The 17017-nt window shown below is 67.8% G+C and carries 14 protein-coding genes, 1 rRNA gene and 1 other RNA gene; 6 read left to right on the forward strand and 10 right to left on the reverse strand.

What is annotated here, in order from left to right; genetic code table 11:
- Positions 1-98 precede the first annotated feature (98 nt).
- A 5S ribosomal RNA gene (gene rrf, locus ACFOPO_RS07235) occupies positions 99-213 on the forward strand.
- A 218-nt stretch (positions 214-431) separates the two neighbouring features.
- Here rrf and norR read toward each other — a convergent pair.
- The gene (norR, locus tag ACFOPO_RS07240) at positions 432-2000 is read right to left on the reverse strand and encodes a nitric oxide reductase transcriptional regulator NorR (RefSeq protein WP_386702363.1); all 1569 of its coding nucleotides are present in this window, start codon (positions 1998-2000) and stop codon (positions 432-434) included.
- Positions 2001-2134: 134 nt separating this feature from the next.
- Between norR and hmpA the strand changes: the two genes are divergently transcribed.
- Positions 2135-3310, forward strand: coding sequence for an NO-inducible flavohemoprotein (gene hmpA, locus ACFOPO_RS07245; protein WP_386702365.1), 1176 nt, complete (start codon positions 2135-2137; stop codon positions 3308-3310).
- 68 nt (positions 3311-3378) lie between these two features.
- On the opposite strand, the gene rpiA is transcribed toward hmpA, so the two are convergent.
- From rpiA to ACFOPO_RS07280, 7 genes are all read right to left on the reverse strand, one after another.
- Complete coding sequence (gene rpiA, locus ACFOPO_RS07250) at positions 3379-4041, reverse strand: ribose-5-phosphate isomerase RpiA (RefSeq protein ID WP_386702367.1); 663 nt, start codon at positions 4039-4041, stop codon at positions 3379-3381.
- A 36-nt stretch (positions 4042-4077) separates the two neighbouring features.
- Positions 4078-4548 (reverse strand): EVE domain-containing protein, encoded by a 471-nt coding sequence (locus tag ACFOPO_RS07255; RefSeq protein WP_386702369.1) that lies wholly within the window; start codon positions 4546-4548, stop codon positions 4078-4080.
- Entirely contained in the window at positions 4545-5138 is a 594-nt protein-coding gene (locus tag ACFOPO_RS07260; protein ID WP_386702371.1) for a 5-formyltetrahydrofolate cyclo-ligase, read from the reverse strand. The genes ACFOPO_RS07255 and ACFOPO_RS07260 overlap by 4 nt, the downstream gene beginning before the upstream one ends.
- Positions 5139-5208: 70 nt before the next feature.
- Positions 5209-5394, reverse strand: a non-coding RNA gene (gene ssrS, locus ACFOPO_RS07265) — 6S RNA.
- A gap of 120 nt (positions 5395-5514) precedes the next feature.
- A complete protein-coding gene (locus ACFOPO_RS07270; RefSeq protein WP_386702373.1) occupies positions 5515-5820 on the reverse strand; it encodes a cell division protein ZapA in 306 nt (101 codons plus the stop codon).
- Entirely contained in the window at positions 5817-6038 is a 222-nt protein-coding gene (locus tag ACFOPO_RS07275; protein ID WP_386702375.1) for a TIGR02449 family protein, read from the reverse strand. The genes ACFOPO_RS07270 and ACFOPO_RS07275 overlap by 4 nt, the downstream gene beginning before the upstream one ends.
- A 93-nt stretch (positions 6039-6131) precedes the next feature.
- Positions 6132-10706 carry an EAL domain-containing protein gene (locus tag ACFOPO_RS07280; RefSeq protein ID WP_386702377.1) on the reverse strand — a complete coding sequence of 1525 codons (4575 nt, stop codon included), beginning with the start codon at positions 10704-10706 and terminating at the stop codon, positions 6132-6134.
- Between the two features lie 199 nt (positions 10707-10905).
- Between ACFOPO_RS07280 and ACFOPO_RS07285 the strand changes: the two genes are divergently transcribed.
- The 4 genes from ACFOPO_RS07285 to ACFOPO_RS07300 all read left to right on the forward strand — a co-directional run bounded on the left by ACFOPO_RS07285 (position 10906) and on the right by ACFOPO_RS07300 (position 15094).
- The gene (locus ACFOPO_RS07285) at positions 10906-11445 is read left to right on the forward strand and encodes a UPF0149 family protein (RefSeq protein ID WP_386702685.1); all 540 of its coding nucleotides are present in this window, start codon (positions 10906-10908) and stop codon (positions 11443-11445) included.
- A complete protein-coding gene (locus tag ACFOPO_RS07290) occupies positions 11445-12770 on the forward strand; it encodes an aminopeptidase P N-terminal domain-containing protein (protein ID WP_386702379.1) in 1326 nt (441 codons plus the stop codon). The genes ACFOPO_RS07285 and ACFOPO_RS07290 overlap by 1 nt, the downstream gene beginning before the upstream one ends.
- Positions 12771-12907: 137 nt before the next feature.
- Positions 12908-13729 carry a YdiY family protein gene (locus ACFOPO_RS07295; protein WP_386702381.1) on the forward strand — a complete coding sequence of 274 codons (822 nt, stop codon included), beginning with the start codon at positions 12908-12910 and terminating at the stop codon, positions 13727-13729.
- Positions 13730-13870: 141 nt separating this feature from the next.
- Entirely contained in the window at positions 13871-15094 is a 1224-nt protein-coding gene (locus ACFOPO_RS07300; protein WP_386702686.1) for a hypothetical protein, read from the forward strand.
- A gap of 4 nt (positions 15095-15098) precedes the next feature.
- Here ACFOPO_RS07300 and ACFOPO_RS07305 read toward each other — a convergent pair whose 3' ends face one another.
- The gene (locus ACFOPO_RS07305; protein WP_386702383.1) at positions 15099-15584 is read right to left on the reverse strand and encodes a hypothetical protein; all 486 of its coding nucleotides are present in this window, start codon (positions 15582-15584) and stop codon (positions 15099-15101) included.
- 68 nt (positions 15585-15652) lie between these two features.
- Entirely contained in the window at positions 15653-16972 is a 1320-nt protein-coding gene (gene pepQ, locus ACFOPO_RS07310; protein ID WP_386702385.1) for a Xaa-Pro dipeptidase, read from the reverse strand.
- Positions 16973-17017 lie beyond the last annotated feature (45 nt).

Raw genomic sequence — 17017 nt, forward strand, 5'->3', positions numbered from 1 at the left:
CGACCCATTCGCCGACACGGAATCCATCCCGTGAAAGCAACCCAACGAGAGCGTGTGCGCGACTCAGTAAATCGAGATCCGCGACCCTCCACCCTCTCCCTGGTGATAATAGCTGTGTGGTCCCACCCGATCCCATTCCGAACTCGGAAGTGAAACGCACATGCGCCGATGGTAGTGTGGCTTAAGCCATGCAAGAGTAGGTCATCGCCAGGGGCTTTACCCCGAAACCCCCAGCCAACCGGCTGGGGGTTTCTTTTTGCGCGTGTGGAAAGTTAATGCCGGGATTATCAGGCGTTATCGGGCCCCGGGTGCGCTGGCGCTTACCCGGGCTACCCGGGTGATGCGTAGCCCGGGTAAGCGAAGCGCACCCGGGATCCCAGCACCCCAACAGAACGTAGCCCGGGTAAGCGCAGCGCACCCGGGGAGCGCGACTAGGCCTTGAGCCCCAGTCGACGTGCCGACCGTGCGAGATTCGCCCGGTCCACGCCCAGCGACCGCGCGGCGGCGGCCCAATTGTTGCCATGCCGCTCCAAGGCCTCCTGGATCAGCCGCCGCTCCATTGCCGCCAACGAGTCACGCAGGTTCTCCCCGACTGGCGCAGCAGTTGCGGTCTCCGGATTCGGCACTTCCATCCTTGGACGCTCCCCCGGCAGATCCAGATCGCCCGATTCCAGGCTCAGGATGCGGGGGCGGACCGCCCGGGCCGCCAACGCCCGCAACGAGCTGCGCGCAATCAGATGCTCGAGCTCGCGGACGTTGCCAGGCCACGGGTACGCCAGCAGCGCAGCCTGGGCGTCGGCGGTCAGGCGCAGGGCGGACAAGCCAAGGCGTCGACGGTTCTCTTCCAGGAAGTAACCGCTGATCAGCAGGATGTCGTGGCCGCGCTCGCGCAGCGGCGGCACCAGCAGCGGATAGACGCTGATGCGGTGGTAGAAATCGGCGCGGAAGCGACCGTCGCGCACTTCCTGGGCGAGGTCGCGATTGCTGGCGGCAATGATGCGGACGTCGACCTGATGCTCTCGATCGGAACCCACCCGCTGCAACTGCCCGCTCTGCATCACCCGCAACAGCTTCGCCTGCACGTTGAGCGGCAGTTCGCCCACCTCGTCGAGGAACAGCGTTCCCTGGTGCGCCAGTTCGAACTTGCCGCGGCGATCAGCGGTGGCGCCGGAGAATGCGCCGCGGACATGGCCAAACAGTTCGCTCTCCACCAGCGATTCGGGCAGTGCGGCGCAGTTGATCGCGATCATCGGCTTGCCGGCACGCGGCGACGCGGCGTGCAGCGCCTTGGCGACCAGTTCCTTGCCAACGCCGGTCTCGCCTTTGAGCAAGACCGTCAGCTCGCTGGCGCCTACCGTCTGCAATTCGGTCTGCATGCGCTTGAACGCGGGGCTGCGCCCGAGCAGTGGTCGTGCCGTGGTGTCGTCGGCGGCGATTCGATAGCTTTCCGCGCTGGAGCGGGCGCGTTCGACATCCTGTGCCAGTTGCCGCATGCGTTCGGCCGCGCTTACCGCCGCCGATGCGACACTGGAGAAGGCCCGAAGCAGCTGCACGTCCGAGTCACTGAAGCGGCCCGCGTCGAGTGCGTCGATCGTCAGCAATCCCCACGGCCTGGCCGCCACGGTGAGCGTGCAGCCCATGCAGTCGTGGACATGCAGTCGGGTGTCATGGCCAAGCACCAGGCCGTCGTACGGATCGGGCAACGGGCTGTTGGCGGGGAAGCGGGTAGGTCCCGAGTTGGCCAGCAAGGCGGCCAGGCGTGGATGCGCGGAGACATGGAACCTGCGGCCGAGCGTGTCTTCGCTCAGTCCATCGACCGCCATCGGCACGAGGGTATCGCCCTCGAGCTTCAGCAATGCGCTGGCATCGCTTCCGAACAGCGTTCGTACGGCCGCCAGCAACCGCGCATAGCGGTCGTGCTCCGGCAGGTCGCGCGACAGGTCGTCGACGACGGGAAGAACGGTTTCCAGCAGGTCCGGTGCAGTCAGATCGACACTCATCGCAGTCAATTTTACCTCCGCCGGTTGCAGTCGATCAGACCCATGGATGAACCAAAGCGTTGATTCGCAAGGCCCGCATCGATGGCATGGACCTTGATATGTACCGGGTATCCCCCCAACCGGATCGACCATCCATGCTGACCCCCGAACACCGCCAGATCGTGAAGTCCACCGTTCCGTTGCTGGAGAGCGGCGGCGAGGCGCTGACGTGCCACTTCTACGAGATCCTGCTCGGCGAGAACCCGCAGTTGCGACCCTATTTCAACCAGGCCAACCAGCACAGCGGCGAGCAGCCGCGCGCACTGGCCAATGGCGTATTGAAGTACGCGCGACACATCGATCAACTCGACCAGCTGGCCGAACTGGTCACGCTGATCGGCAACAAGCATGTCTCGCTGCAGATCCAGGCCGAGCACTATCCAATCGTCGGCGCCTGTCTCCTGCGCGCAATCCGCGAAGTGCTTGGCCCGGACATCGCCACCGATGACGTCATCGATGCATGGGCAGCGGCCTACCAGCAACTGGCGGCGATCCTGATCGACACCGAAGCCGGCCTCTACCAGGCAGCGGCGAACCAGCCGGGCGGCTGGCGCGGTGCGCGCAGGTTCACCGTGATCGACAAGGTGGTCGAAAGCGACGAGATCACGTCGTTCTGCTTCGCGGCGAGCGACGGTGCCGCGATCCTCGCGCACTCACCGGGGCAGTTCATCGGGCTTCGCCTGGAAGTCGATGGCATCGACCAGCGGCGCAACTACTCGCTCTCGGCCGCGGCCAATGACAGCCACTACCGGATCAGCGTGAAGCGCGTCGCCGGCGGCGCCGTCTCCGGCCATTTGCACGAGCGCGTGCAGGTGGGCGACGAAGTCGAACTGTTTCCGCCGTCGGGACATTTCGTGCTCAACGATGCGGACAAGCCACTGGTGCTGATCAGCGGTGGCGTCGGCATCACGCCGACGCTGGCCATGCTGCAGTCGGCCTTGCCGACCGGCCGGCCGATCCACTTCATCCACGCGGCGCGCAACGCTGACGTGCATGCGTTCCGCGACTGGATCGACACGTTGGCGCTGCAGCATCCGCAGCTCAAGCGCTTCTACTGTCACGAAGAGGCCGGCGCCGCGCCGGTCGATGCAGTCGGATACATCGACCACTCGTTGCTCGAGGCGTGGATGCCGGCGACGCGCGACGTGGACGTGTACTTCCTCGGGCCCAAGCCCTTCATGCGCGCGATCAAGGGGCACCTGAAGGCGATGGGCGTGCCCGAGCAGCAATGCCGTTACGAGTTCTTTGGTCCGGCCAGCGCACTGGACTGAGCGCGAAGCAGGGCAGCGTCCGGTCCAGGTGGCCGGACGCCGCACGACGGCCTTACAGCAGGCGCGCGTTACAGCAGCGTCGGCGGCTCGCCGCCGATGATCACCACGTCGGCGGGGCGACGCGCAAACAGGCCGACCGCGACCACGCCCGGAATCTGGTTGATCGCCTGCTCGAGGCCGACCGGGTCGACGATCGACAGGCCGTGGATGTCGAGGATGAGGTTGCCGTTGTCGGTGACGACGCCATTGCCGGCGGCATCCTGGCGCCAGACCGGCTGGCCGCGCGTCATTGCCAGGATCTCCCGTGCCACCAGGCTGCGCGCCATCGGGATGACCTCGACCGGCAGCGGGAACTTGCCGAGCACGTCGACACGCTTGCTCGGGTCGACGATGCAGACGAACTTCTGGCTGGCCTCGGCGATGATCTTCTCGCGCGTCAGCGCCGCGCCGCCGCCCTTGATCAGGCGCTTGTGCGGATCGCACTCGTCGGCGCCATCGACATACAGCGACAACGGACCGGTGGCATTGAGGTCCAGCACTTCGATGCCATGCGCGCGCAGGCGCTGCGTGCTCTGCTCCGAGCTCGACACCGCGCCCTTGATGCGGTCCTGGACGCGCGCCAGGGCATCGATGAAGAAGGCGACCGTGGAGCCGGTGCCGACGCCGACGATCATGCCGTCCTCGACGTACTCGATGGCTTTTTCGCCGGCCAGGCGCTTGGCTTCGCTCATGGTTTGGAACTCGTTGGGATTGTCGGGGAGGGGAACTTACTCAAGCGACAGCAGGTACTTCCACTGCGCCGCCTGGACCGGGAACACCGACAGCCGGTTGCCCTTGCGGATCAGCGCGAAGTCTTCGCCGAGCTTGCCGGCGTGCTGCTTGATCTCGTCCAGGGAAATCGTGCGCTTGAGCTTGCGATCGAACGCAACGTCGACCAGGAACCAGCGTGGTTCCTCGCGCGTGCTCTTGGGGTCGAAGTAATCCGACTTGGGATTGAACTGGGTCTCGTCGGGATAGGCCTTGCTCGCCACGGTGGCGGTGCCGACGATGCCGGGAACATCGGTATTGGAGTGGTAGAACAGCACGCCGTCGCCGACCTGCATGCCGTCGCGCATGAAGTTGCGCGCCTGGTAGTTGCGGACGCCGTTCCAGGGTTCGGTGCCGACCCGCTCGAGGTCGTCGATGGAGAACGCGTCCGGTTCGGACTTCATCAGCCAGTAGCGGCGGCGTGCGGTCATGCGGTGGCCCTGCGGCTGCAGTCGATGGTGGTCGTGCCGGTGCAGACCGCGTCCAGGGCGACGTCCCAGTCGGCGCGATCGAGCAGATCGACCCGTTGCGTGTCGAACGCCGCGCCGACGAGCCAGGGCGGCGCTGGCAGCTGGTGGCGGAATGCGAAGCTCCGATCGTACCAGCCACCGCCCATGCCGAGCCGGTGGCCGCGCTCGTCGAAACCCACCAGCGGCGCCACGACCAGGCTCATCTGCTCCGGCTCGAGCAGCGAGCTCGGCGCGATATCCGGTTCGGGGATGCCGTGGCGGTTGCTGACCAGCGGGTCGCCGGGGCGCCAGGGCGCGAAGCGCAGGCGGCCGTCTTCGTGCAACACCGGCAGGCAGTACACGCATCCGGGCGGCAGGCGGAGTTGCCAGACGTGCAGGGCGATCTCGCCGTCAGTGGCCCAATAGCCGGAGACATAGCCCGAATCGGGCGCGAACGGCAGGGCGAGCAGCTGTGCGGACAGCCGTTCGGCGGCGGCGATGCGGTCGCCGGCCCCGAGGGCGCGGCGGCGGTCGCGGAGTTCGCGGCGCAGGGCCGCGCGGTCAGCCGTCATCCGGCGCTCGATCCTTTGCTGCGGCCGGCAACGGCCGGCCGGTTGGTGGCGACCAGCGCCGCTGAAAGAGTAGTCCTCCGCCGATGGCGATGCTTGCGAAACGACCTTGAACCCGGGGTTCAAGTGGGGACGCTTGGATGCCTTCGGGCTTCCCGCTACGAGGCGGACCTGCACTCCGGGCCTCCGCCGCGCCCCCGGTGTCGTCATAAGGGACAAGGCGAATGTTTGCGCACGCTGTCGCGTACAGCAGAGGACGTTCGCGAAGTATAGCGCGCGACCTGCGAAGTGCGTGCCCGCTCGTCGGTACCAGGCCTGGAACGGTTCAGTGCAGGTGTGCGTCTGGTATGCGCGGCAAGGCCGGCAGGTGCGGGTGTGTTCAGCGCGCCGGCAAGTCGAACAGGTCGTCGAGGCGGCGATGCAGGTCGGTCAGCGTGCGCGAAAACTCGCGGTCGCGGCTCGTCTGCTCGTTGCGCATCTGCTGCAGGTCGTGGGCGAGGTTGAGCGCCGCCAGCACCGCCACGCGATCGAGCGCGGCCATGCGGTTGTTGCCGCGGATCTCGCGCATCTTGGCGTCGAGCAGCTTGGCCGCCGACAGCAGGCTGTCGCGTTCGTCGGGCTCGCAGCCGACGGTGTACTCGCGATCCAGCAGACGGATGCTGACCGGCTCGTTGGCACTGCTCACGTGTGCTGCTCCAAAGACTTCAATCGCGCGATCATCGCTTCGACGCGGGCGCGTGCCTGTTCGTTCTTGGCCAGCAGTGCCGAACGTTCGCCGACCAGCTGTTCCTGTTGCTGGCGCAGGCTGCGGTTCTCCTCGCTCAGCCGGCGCGAGCGCTCGGCAAGCTGCTCGACCCGGTCGGCGAGCGACTTCAGTTGGGCGAGTAGTTCGGCTTGGTCCATGCCGCGCACGATAGCAGGGCGGGGAGGCCGGTCAAGGGCGAGGGCGCGCTGGCGGGGTCCCGGTTCACACCGGTGCCCATCGGTCGGTCCCGGTCAGCCCGGTGAACCGACCTTGCCGGCCGAGCCACTGCCCGTTGCGCCACCCGTTGCGCCACTGCCCGCCGCGGCGCTGGCGGCGCCGCTTCCGGCAGCGCTTCCGGACGGCACCGATTGCGGTGTCCAGCTGCGGATGAAGGCCAGGCAGTCGGCCGCTTCCAGCGGTCGCGCCAGCCAGTAGCCCTGGATCTCGTCGCAACCGCGTCCGCGCAGGAACTGCATCTGCGCCTCGGTCTCCACGCCTTCTGCAATCACCGTCAGCCCCAGCGAATGCGCCATGGCGATGACCGTCGTGGTGATGGCCTCGTCGTCGGCGTCGCGGGTAAGGTCGCCGATGAATTCCTTGTCGATCTTGAGCGTGTTGATCGGCAGGCGCTTGAGGTAGGCCAGCGAGGAATAGCCGGTGCCGAAGTCGTCGATCGCCAGGCCGACGCCGAGCGAGCGCAATGCATCGAGCGTTGCCGAGGTCTGCCCGGCGTTGGCCATGATCACGCTTTCGGTGAGCTCCAGCTGCAGCATCTCCGGCGGCACGCCGCTTTCGACCAGTGCACGCGCGACCTGCTTGGGGAGGTTGCCGCGCAGCAGCTGCAGCGACGACACGTTGACCGCCATCGTCAGCTGGTCGAGGCCGTTGTGGCGCCAGCGCTTGAGCACGCCGCAGGCTTCGCGCAGCGCCCATTCGCCGATGTCGAGGATCAGGCCGCTTTCTTCGGCGAGCGGGATGAACTGCGCCGGCGAGATGTCGCCCAGCTCGAAACTGCGCCAGCGCAGCAGCGCTTCCACGCCGGTGATGCGCGACTGGTCCAGCGACAGCTTGGGCTGGAACACCAGGCGCAGTTCGTTGCGGTCGAGCACGCCGCGCAGTGCGGCGGATATCGTCGCGCGGCCGCGGATTTCCACGTCCATCGCTTCGGTGTAGCGCATGAAGGTACGGCGGCCCGCGGCCTTGGCCTGGTACATCGCCGTGTCGGCGTGCTTGAGCAGGTCGGTCGGCACCAGTGCGTGGTCGGGATACAGGCTGATGCCGATCGACGGCGAGATCACGACGTCGTGGCGCTGGTCGATGTCGAGCGGCGTTTCGAAGGCGACCAGCACGTCGCGCGCGACCTGCTCGGCCTGCTCGACGTGCTCGAGGTTCTCCAGCAGCACGGTGAACTCGTCGCCGCCGAGGCGGGCAACGGTGTGCTGCGGCCCGACCGCCTGCTGCAGGCGGATCGCCGCGGCGCGCAGGATGCGGTCGCCGGCGGCGTGGCCGAGCGAATCGTTGATGTCCTTGAAGCGGTCCAGGTCGAGGAAGAGCATCGCAATGCGACTGCCGTGGCGGCGCGCGCGCACGATCGCCCGCGACAGCCGCTCCGACAGCAGCGCGCGGTTGGGCAGGCTGGTCAGCGTGTCGTAGTTGGCCAGGTAGCGCAGTTCCTGCTCGGCGCGCTTCTGGTCGGTGATGTCGCCGAGCACGGCGACGTAATGGCCGTGCTGGCCACTGGAGTCGAGCACTTCGCTGCCCTGGAACCAGCACAGGAACTCATCGCCGTTCTTGCGCTGCTGCCAGATCTCGCCGGACCAGCGACCGTTGCGACGCAGCTCGCTGCGCACATGCTGGTAGAACGCGGGATCGTGCTGGTCGCTGTCGAGCAGGCGGGTCGGGCGACCGATCACTTCCGAATCGGCATAGCCGGTCATGCGGGTGAAGGCCGGATTGACCGAGACGAACTGGAACTCGCGGTCGAACACCGCGACAGCCTCGATCATGCTGTTGAGCACCTGGCCGGCGATCAGGCGATCGCGCTCGGCGCTGCGGTTGGCGGTGATGTCGCGCGCGGTGCCGGCCACGCGCAGGGCGCGACCGTTAGCCGAACGCTCGACGACGCGGCCGCGTGCGCGCATCCACACCCACTTGTTGTCCTCGCGCACGCGGTGCTCGGACAGGAACAGCGCGGCGTCGCCACGCAGGTGGCGCTTGAGCTGCTCGACCGCGTGCGGCTGGTCTTCGGGATGGATCTGCAGGTTGGAGTCGACCAGCGTCTGCACGCCCAGTTCCGGCGTCAGCCCGGCCTGGTCGTCGGCGCGCGTGCGGCGCAGCACGCGGCTGTCGAGGTCGTAGTCCCAGAACTGCTCGCCCGAGGCCCACAGCGCCAGTTTCAGGCGCTCGTCGCGTTCGCGGATCTGGGCGAAGTAGCCGCGCTCGCGGCGACGGTCACGGTGGCGACGCCAGGCAAGCACCAGCGCCAGCGCCAGTGCCGCCAGCACCGCGCCGGCGGTCACCAGCGGATGGCGCCACAGCGGCGGCGCGATGTGCACCGGGATCTTGAGCGTCTGCTCGTTCCAGACGCCGTCGCGGTTGGTGGCCTGGGCCAGGAAGGTGTAGTTGCCCGCGGGCAGCCGCGTATAGGTGATGTCCTGCTCGCTGCCGTTGTCGACCCAGTCCTTGTCGAACCCGTCCATGCGGTAGCGATAGCGGATGCCGGCCGCGGGCGCGAAGTCGAGCGAGCCGATGCGCAGGCGCAGCAGGCCGGCGGCATCGGGCAGGTCGAGGCGGGTCTGCTGCCACAGTGCGCGCGGTTCGGCGGTCGCCTCGCTGCCAATCCAGGCACCGAGCAGCTTCACCGGCGCGCTGTAGTCGGAGTCGACGATGTGCGTCGGGTCGAACAGGTTCAGGCCGCGCACGCCGCCGAAGACGATGCGACCGTCGCCGAGCTGCGCCATCGAGCCGCCATGGAATTCGAGGTCCTGCAGGCCGTCTGCGAGACCGTAGCTGCGCGTGCGCTCGCTGCCCATGTCGAAGCTGATGATGCCGGCCTGCGTGCTCAGCCACAGCCGGCCCGCCGGGCCTTCGGCGATGGCGAACACGACCGGCACCATGTCGCTGTTGAGCGTGCCGGTGAGCGGGTGGGCAAAGCTGACGCTGCCGTCGGCGGCTTCGACCACGCGGCTCAGGCCGGCATGGGTGCCCACCCAAAGCGTGCCGTCGCGCGCCAAGTGCAGGGCACGCACGCGGTTGCCGGGCAGGCTGGCCGGGTCGTTGCTGGCGTGGCGGAAGTGGCGCAGCTTGCCGCTGGCCGGGTCGAGCACGTCGAGGCCGTCGCCGGTGCCGATCCAGACGTGTCCATGGCGGTCTTCGACCATCGCGTGCACGACCGGGAAGCTCAGGCCGTCGGGATCGTTCTCGCGATACGGGTAGTGGCTGAGCTTGCCGCTGTCCGGCACGTAGTGGAACGCGCCGTTGCCATGGCTGCCGATCCACAGGGAGTTGTCGCGCGCCACCGCCAGCGAGCGCATCGACTGTTGCTCCAGGCCCGGGATCGCCAGGTGGCGAGCCTGGCGCCGTTGCGGATCGAGCAGGTAGAGGCCGACGTCGGTGGCCACCCACAGCTCACCTGCCGGGGTCGGCGCGAATGCAGTCACGCGCGGCGGCGTGGCGTGTTCGCCGAGCAGCGAGGTCAGGTCGTCGAAGCGATCGTCCGCCAGTTCGTAGCGCAGCAGGCGGGTGTTGTCGGTGCCGAGCCAGAGCGCGCCGTCCTGCGACTGCGCAATGGTGCGGATGCTGTCGGCGGCCGCCGGAGTGCGCGGGCGCGAATGTTCGAGATTGAAGACGTAGCGGAAGCGCGTGCCGCGCGGGTCGGCGACGGCGACGCCGCGGAACTGGCCGCCCACCCAGAGCATGCCGCCACGGTCGACCAGCAATGCGTTGACGGCGTCGTCGGGAAGGCTGGCCTCGATGCGGGGTTCTTCGTGCACTTCCTCGTCGTTGCCGCTGGCCGGATCGAAGCGACGCAACCCGTACCCGTACACCGACAGCCACAGGTGATGGTCGGGCGTCTGCGCAATGGCACGGACCGACGTCGCCGCGGGGTCCGCCGGCGCTTCGCGCGGCCAGGCCCGCACCAGGTCACGGCCATTGCTGTGCAGCCGGTACAGGCCGTCGTTGCGGCCCACCCACAACTGCCCGGCCTGGTCCTGCTGCAGCGACAGCACCGGCTCCTGCGGGCCGATCGCTTGCACCGTGCCGGCCGGATCGATGCGATGCAGTCCGAGCGGACCGCCATACCAGGCCATGCCGTCGCGCGTTGCCAGCAGCGTTTGCCGGCTGATCGCACCGGCCGGCTGCGACTGCAGCGACAGCACGGTCTGGCGCGTGCCGCTGTCCGGGTTGAGGCGTTCCAGGCCGGCCGCGGTGCCGACCCACAGCAGCCCGCGGTAGGGCAGCACGGCCACCACCTGGCGATGGGGATGGCTGGGTGCCGAAGCGGCATAACGGCGGATCTTGCCGTTGCCCAGGTCGAGCCGGCTCAGGTACTCGGAGGAGGTGCCGACCCACAAGGCCCGTCCGCCCTCGAGCGCGAGTGCGGTGATGTTGCTGTCGGGCAGGCTCTGCGGGTCGCGCGGGTTGTGCCGGAAGGGCAGGTAGCGCTGGCCGTCGTAACGGTGCAGGCCGCCCTGGGTGGCGACCCAGACGAAGCCCTGCGGGTCCTGCACCATCGCCGTCACGGTGTTCTGGGTGAGGCCCCGCTCGCTGCCCAGGCGCGAGAAGTAGAAGTCGCGGGTTGCGGCCGCGGCAGGCGCGGTCGCCATGGCCAATGCCAGTGCCGGTCCGGCGAGACGGACGAGCCAGGCGATCCGGCTTGGGAAGCAGGCTTGGGAGGGCGGACGCACGGACACCCACGGGTTGAGTACTGCAGCGCGCAGTGTAGGCAAGCGTTCAGCCTGGCAACAAGACGCGGCTGCATTGATACACTGCCGTGACTCCCCCGAGCCTTGTCCCGTGTCCGAAATTGAGCTGCCCGATCTGACCGCCATCGAAGCCGAGAGCCGCCAGCTGGCCCTTGCTGCTTCGCCCTTTGAGCTCCATGGCGGCCTGTGTGGCTGGCTCGCCGGAGGTGGCGCGGCCGTTCGCGAATGGCCGGCCAAGGTGCTCGCCGACGATGCCCTGCCGACGCCCGCCGAAGGCGGCGCACTGGACGAACTGCGCGAAGCCAGCGCCGCCCAGCTCGCCGACCGGAGCTTCGACTTCGCCCTGCTGCTGCCCGCCGCCGACACCTCGCTGGCCGAGCGCAGCGGTGCGTTGTTCGAGTGGTGCCGCGGTTTTCTCGGTGGCTTCGGCCTGGCCGGTGGCGGCAAGACCAAGCTGTCGGACGAAGGCCAGGAAGCGCTGGCCGACCTGGGCAAGCTCGCCTCCGCGCAGCCGCAAAGCGACGGCGACGAGGAAGACGAGATCGCCCTGGTCGAGATCGAAGAGTTCGTCCGCGTGGCGGTGCTGCTGCTGCACGGTGACTGCGTGCTGGCGGCCCAGCATCGTCAACGCCTGAACTGATGCCAAAACCCATCTCCATCCCCGCCAAGGCTTACGCCCGCCGCCGCAAGCAGCTCATGCGCATGGCCGGCGACGACGCGATCCTGGTGCTGCCAGCCGCGCTCGAACGCATCCGCAGCCGCGACACGCATTACCCGTATCGCCAGGATTCCGACCTGCTTTACCTCACCGGTTTTCCGGAGCCCGAGGCGGTGCTGGTGCTGGTGCCCGGTCGCAAGCACGGCGAAGTGCTGCTGTTCTGCCGCGAGCGCGATCCCGAGCGCGAAGGCTGGGACGGTCCGCGCTTTGGTCCTGAAGGCGCGGTCGAGGCGTTCGGCCTGGACGATGCCTATCCGATCACCGACCTCGACGACATCCTGCCGGGCCTGCTCGAAGGCCGGTCGCGCGTGTACTACCACTTCGGTCGCGACCAGGAGTTCGACCTCAAGCTGATCGGCTGGCTCAACCGCGTGCGCGCGATGGTGCGCCAGGGCGCGCAGCCGCCGCACGAGTTCCTCGAGCTCGGCCACCTGCTCGACGAGTTGCGCCTGTTCAAGGACCGCGACGAGATCCGCCTGATGCAGCGCGCCGCCGACATCAGCGTGCTCGCGCACGAAGCCGCGATGCGCGCCGCGCGCCCGGGCATGCACGAGTACGAACTGCAGGCCGAAGTCGAACGCGTGTTCCGCCAGCACGACGCCGAGCCGGCCTACAGCAGCATCGTCGGCGCCGGCAGCAATGGCTGCGTGCTGCATTACCGCGCCAACAACGCGCAGGCCCGCGACGGTGACCTGGTGCTGGTCGATGCCGGCGCCGAATACCGTGGCTATGCCGCCGACATCACCCGCACGTTCCCGATCAGCGGCTGCTTCAGCAAGGAGCAGCGTGCGCTGCACGACCTGGTCGGTGCCGCGCAGGCTGCTTCGATGGCGCAGGCGCGCGTCGGCATCCCGTACGAAGCCGGGCACGTCGCGGCCGTGGAAATACTGACCGAAGGCCTGCTCAAGCTCGGCCTGCTCAAGGGCCGCCTCGAGAAGAACCTCGCCGACGGCAGCTACAAGCGCTTCTATCGCCACAAGACCGGCCACTGGCTCGGCCTGGACGTGCACGACGTCGGCGAATACCGCATCGATGGCGAGTCGCGCCTGCTCGAGCCGGGCATGGTGTTCACCATCGAACCGGGCCTGTATGTATCGCCCGACGACACGACCGTCGATGCGAAATGGCGCGGCATCGGCATCCGCACGGAAGACGACGTCCTGGTCACGCAGGCCGGTTGCGAAGTGCTGACCGGCAAGCTGGCACGCAGCGCCGACGAGATCGAGGCGTTGATGGCGGCGCGCTGATCGCGACGTGCTGGTTGCGGCGCGCTCGCACTGGTGAATTCGAGGTAACCGCAAACACCTGCTGCTGAGGCGAGTCTCATGGACTCGCCCTGGTGCCGCTCCTAGGCTGCGGCCTCCAGTCAAGGAGCAGTACTCGCATGATGCATCGCAAGCAGCGTCCCGCCGTGGTCCGCGGTATCCCGTTCGCCGTCGCCATCGCGCTGGGCGCGGTCGCTTTTTCCGCCGGCGCGCAGCAACCGGCCAAGGTTGCGGACCCGGCCGTCATCGACGCGCACCGGGGTTGGACCGGCACGGGTGAATTCGGTTTCGCCTCCGCATCCGGCAACTCACGCTCGCAGAACATCAACGCCCGCGGCGGCATCGGCTACGAGGACGATCAGTGGGTGCACCAGGCCAGCGCCGGCCTGCTCAAGTCCAAGGGCGAAGTGGGCGTGGACCTCGATGCCAACGGTGTCGAAGAAGAGCGTTACGAAACCACGGCCGACCGTTACAACGTGCAGGCGTCGTCGGCGTACAAGCTGACCCAGCGCAGCTACCTGGTCGGCACCGTGCGCTACGACCACGACGAGTTCAACACCTACCTGTGGCAAGGAACGGCGGGCCTGAGCTACGGCTACCGCTGGTTCGACAACGAGCGCATCCGCCTGGTGACCGAGATCGGCCCGGCGTTCCGTCGTGCCCACAATGTCGGTCGCGGCGTCCAGGACGATGCGATCGCCCGGGGCTACGCCGACTTCTCCTATCAGCTGACGCCGACCACCGAGCTGCTCAACACCTTCCTGGTCGAGAGCGGTCGCCTCAACACCTATTTGCAGAACGACATCGGGCTGCAGGTCGCCATGACCGACGCGCTGGCGCTGAAGGCCGCTTACCAGGTGCGCCACAACAGCGACGTCGGGCCGGGATACGAAAGGACCGATTCGCTGACGACGCTGAATATCGTCTACAAGGTTGACTGAAGCTGGGCATGGCGGCGACGCCGCCGCGATGATCGTGCCTTCACCCGCCGGCCGTAGGCTGGAGGAATGTCGGATACGTCATTGCGTTGGAGAAGGCACCGGGCTTCCAGCATCGCGACCGTCTTCGCTGTCGCGCTGGCGATGCTTGCCAGCGCGGCTGCGGGAGCGGCCGCGAACACCGCGGACACACGTGATTGCAAGCAACGACTGTTGCAGGAAATGGGCTGGCGCTTCGTGCCGGTCGCTTCCACGACGGTGGACGTGCATCCCGGTACGCCCTGTGATCGCGCCAGCCTTGCCGAAGCTACGGCGGCCGGCGACCTGCTCGTGCGCGTTCCCGATTCGTTCGATGCCGCGGCGAAGGAGCGCCTCGCCGACGAACTGCTCCACCATCCCGCGACGATCTGCGCGCACGGTTTCGCGCTCGGTACGGCGACGCGTCGCGCAGTCGATCGGCTGGTCGCCAACCCGGGCTTCCGTTTCTCCTCGGTGCAGATGGGATGGATCGGATTCGGCCCGACCGGCTCGGCGCACGATGGCTGGAAGCCGATCGCGACGTTCGGGCGTGGCTATCAGCCGCGCGGTTCGAACTACCGGGCGATCCAGGCCTTTTACGAAGGGCAGGTGCGCGGCGAATGCGGACTCGGGCGGCAGGTTGCCCAGTATGCGACCCAGGCCGAGCTCTATGGCCCGGAAGGTTTCGATGCCGCGTTCGCTGCCGACGAGATCGTCATCGGTACTTTCAATCGCCTGGGATCGACGCGCAGCATCCTGCTCGGATCATCGGCGGGCGAGTTCACGCGCGACGGTCGCGCCGTGCAGGCTTCGCAGCAGGGGCGGCAGGCGTTCATGGGCCTTCCGGGATTCATCTTCCATGTCTTCGACAGCAGCAAGCTCGACGACCTCAACAACCAGGCCGAGAACTTCGTCGTCTACGACGTGAGTGCGCAGGCGGCCGCGGCACTGCGCGAGCACGGCGGACTGGAGTTCTACAACGATCGCAACCGCGAGGTGTGGTCGCTGGCGCGTTCGGTGCAGGCGCGCAAGCCGCGCAGGTACTTCGAGCGGTTGCTGTACGAACGAGATCCGGTGCTGCGCGCGGAACAGTCCCCGGCCACGCTGGCGACCGTGGCGCGGATCAATGCGCTGCTCGACGATCCGTTCTATCGCGGATTCGATGTCTACGTGCACCGGCAGGGCGTGAAGCCGGTCGGGTTCCACGTCGCGCGCCTGCTCGATCGCAATCCGCGCACGCCGTTCCGCATGGAGCTGGCGCTGCACAACCTGCACACCTCGCTGTACGACCGCTACATCGCGTATCGGCTGCAGCAGTGCGCCGGGCAGGCACTGCAGGCAGCGCGTTGAGTCGTCAGGGCGCCGGTCCCTGCGTGGTTTCGATGATGGTGCGCAACGACGCCGTAGGCGCACCGGCTTCATCCACGATGCTGCGTGCGCAGGCCTGCACGCGTGCCTGCCCGCACAGGCCGACGTAGTTGTTCCAGTAGACATCGACATCGCGGTCGGCCGGACGCACCGTCACCACCACCGAGTACACCGTGCGGCGCGCGCTGCCGTTGTCGGGATCGAGCGTGGCGATCTTGAGGCGGATGCGGGCGCCTTTGCTTTCTTCGACCAGGGCAAGGTCCGGCGACGCGCGCAGTTGTGCGCGGACGGCATCGACGAACTGCCGCCCTATGGCGTCCACGGCCGAGGCGGACACGTGGACGCTGATGGGAGCTTCGGCCGCTGGCAGGTCCGCCGCGGGCGCCTGCGCTGCAACCGGCGCCGCGTCCTGCGCATGCGCCAGCGACCCGGTGCCGGCCAGCAGTAGCCCCAACAGCAACGATCGCAGCATGACTTCTCCCGACGCAGGCCTTTAGTGAGGCAAACGTCGGGCGGGCCGATTGCAGGCAACAGGCCTGGTCAGGCGGCGGCGAAACCGTCGCGGGTGAGGTTGGCGGGCGCGCCGTCGGTGCAGGCTACGTCGTCCTCGATGCGGATTCCGCCGAACGGCTTGAAGGCCTCCACGCGCGCCCAGTCGATGCTGTCGGCATGGCCATTGGCCTTCACTTCGTCGAGCAGCATGTCGATGAAGTAGATGCCCGGCTCGATCGTGACCACCATGCCCGGCTCCAGCACGCGGGTCAGGCGCAGGTACGGGTGCCCCTCGGGCTTGGCGATCGTGCCGCCGCTGTCGGAGGCGGCGAATCCGGCGACGTCGTGGACTTGCAGGCCGATGCCGTGGCCGATGCCGTGCGGGAAGAACGCACTGCTCACGCCGGTGGCAAGCGCCGCTTCCGGCGATACCTTGATCACACCGAAATCCTTGAGGATGCCGGCAAGTGCCAGGTGCGCGTCGACGTGGATCTGCTTGTAGTCGGTGCCAGCGCGGACCTGGTCGCACATCTTCAGCTGCGCGGCGTCGACCGCGTCGATCATCGCCTGGAACTCGCTGCCGCGATCGAGCGCGTAGGTGCGGGTGATGTCGCAGGCGTAGCCATGGTGCGCGGCGCCGGCATCGATCAGGAAGCTGCGAACGGGGCTGGGCGGGGCCAGGTCGCGATCGGTGTAATGCAGCACGGCGCCGTGCTCGTTGAGGGCGACAATGTTGTTGTAGGGCAGGTCATTGGCGTCCTGGCCAGCCGCCTGGCAGTACACCAGGTGGATGCCGAACTCGCTGGCACCGGCGCGGAACGCGTGCTCGGCGGCGCGGTGCGCGCGCACGCCGCGAACGGTCGCCTCGCGCATCATCGCGATCTCGTACGGCGTCTTGTAGGCGCGGTGGTACTCCAGGTAGTTCACCACCGGCGCCGGGTTGTTCGGAACAAACGCGCCGAGCGCGCTTTGCGGCTCGCCGACGATCGCGCAGCGGGCGGCATTGGCCGGCAGGTGCTGCAGCGCCTCGTCGGGCTTGCGGATCACGACGATGTGGAAGTGCTCGGCCCAATACCCGGCCGGCGCCGACGGCACGACGTGCCAGTAGTCGAACGGCTGCAGGAAGATGAGCCTGGGCTTCTGCCCGGGCGTAACCACCAGCCAGCTGCCCGGCGCGCGGGTCAGCGGCAACCAGGCCTTGAACTGCGGGTTCACCGCGTACGGATAGTCACGGTCGTCGAACACCTGGTAGTGCGAGGTGCCGCTGGGGATGACCAGATGATCGAAGCCACCGCGGGCCAGCGCCTGTTCGGTGCGGCGGTGCAATTCGGCGAGGTGTTGCGGGTACAGCGTGGCAAGCGTGCTCATGCGTATGCGGCGAGGGGGCGGAGACAGGCCCATTTTGCCGCATCG

This window comes from Lysobacter sp. GCM10012299, assembly GCF_042649405.1.
In the GTDB taxonomy this organism is placed as follows: Bacteria; Pseudomonadota; Gammaproteobacteria; order Xanthomonadales; family Xanthomonadaceae; genus Lysobacter_J.

Coding starts and splice junctions, on each gene's coding strand:
- pepQ (WP_386702385.1), bottom strand. CDS start 16,972: ATGAGCACGCTTGCCACGCTGTACCCGCAACACCTCGCCGAATTGCAC.
- hmpA (WP_386702365.1), top strand. CDS start 2,135: ATGCTGACCCCCGAACACCGCCAGATCGTGAAGTCCACCGTTCCGTTG.
- ACFOPO_RS07290 (WP_386702379.1), top strand. CDS start 11,445: ATGCCAAAACCCATCTCCATCCCCGCCAAGGCTTACGCCCGCCGCCGC.
- rpiA (WP_386702367.1), bottom strand. CDS start 4,041: ATGAGCGAAGCCAAGCGCCTGGCCGGCGAAAAAGCCATCGAGTACGTC.
- ACFOPO_RS07260 (WP_386702371.1), bottom strand. CDS start 5,138: ATGACGGCTGACCGCGCGGCCCTGCGCCGCGAACTCCGCGACCGCCGC.
- ACFOPO_RS07305 (WP_386702383.1), bottom strand. CDS start 15,584: ATGCTGCGATCGTTGCTGTTGGGGCTACTGCTGGCCGGCACCGGGTCG.
- ACFOPO_RS07275 (WP_386702375.1), bottom strand. CDS start 6,038: ATGGACCAAGCCGAACTACTCGCCCAACTGAAGTCGCTCGCCGACCGG.
- ACFOPO_RS07300 (WP_386702686.1), top strand. CDS start 13,871: ATGCTTGCCAGCGCGGCTGCGGGAGCGGCCGCGAACACCGCGGACACA.
- ACFOPO_RS07280 (WP_386702377.1), bottom strand. CDS start 10,706: ATGGCGACCGCGCCTGCCGCGGCCGCAACCCGCGACTTCTACTTCTCG.
- ACFOPO_RS07295 (WP_386702381.1), top strand. CDS start 12,908: ATGATGCATCGCAAGCAGCGTCCCGCCGTGGTCCGCGGTATCCCGTTC.
- norR (WP_386702363.1), bottom strand. CDS start 2,000: ATGAGTGTCGATCTGACTGCACCGGACCTGCTGGAAACCGTTCTTCCC.
- ACFOPO_RS07255 (WP_386702369.1), bottom strand. CDS start 4,548: ATGACCGCACGCCGCCGCTACTGGCTGATGAAGTCCGAACCGGACGCG.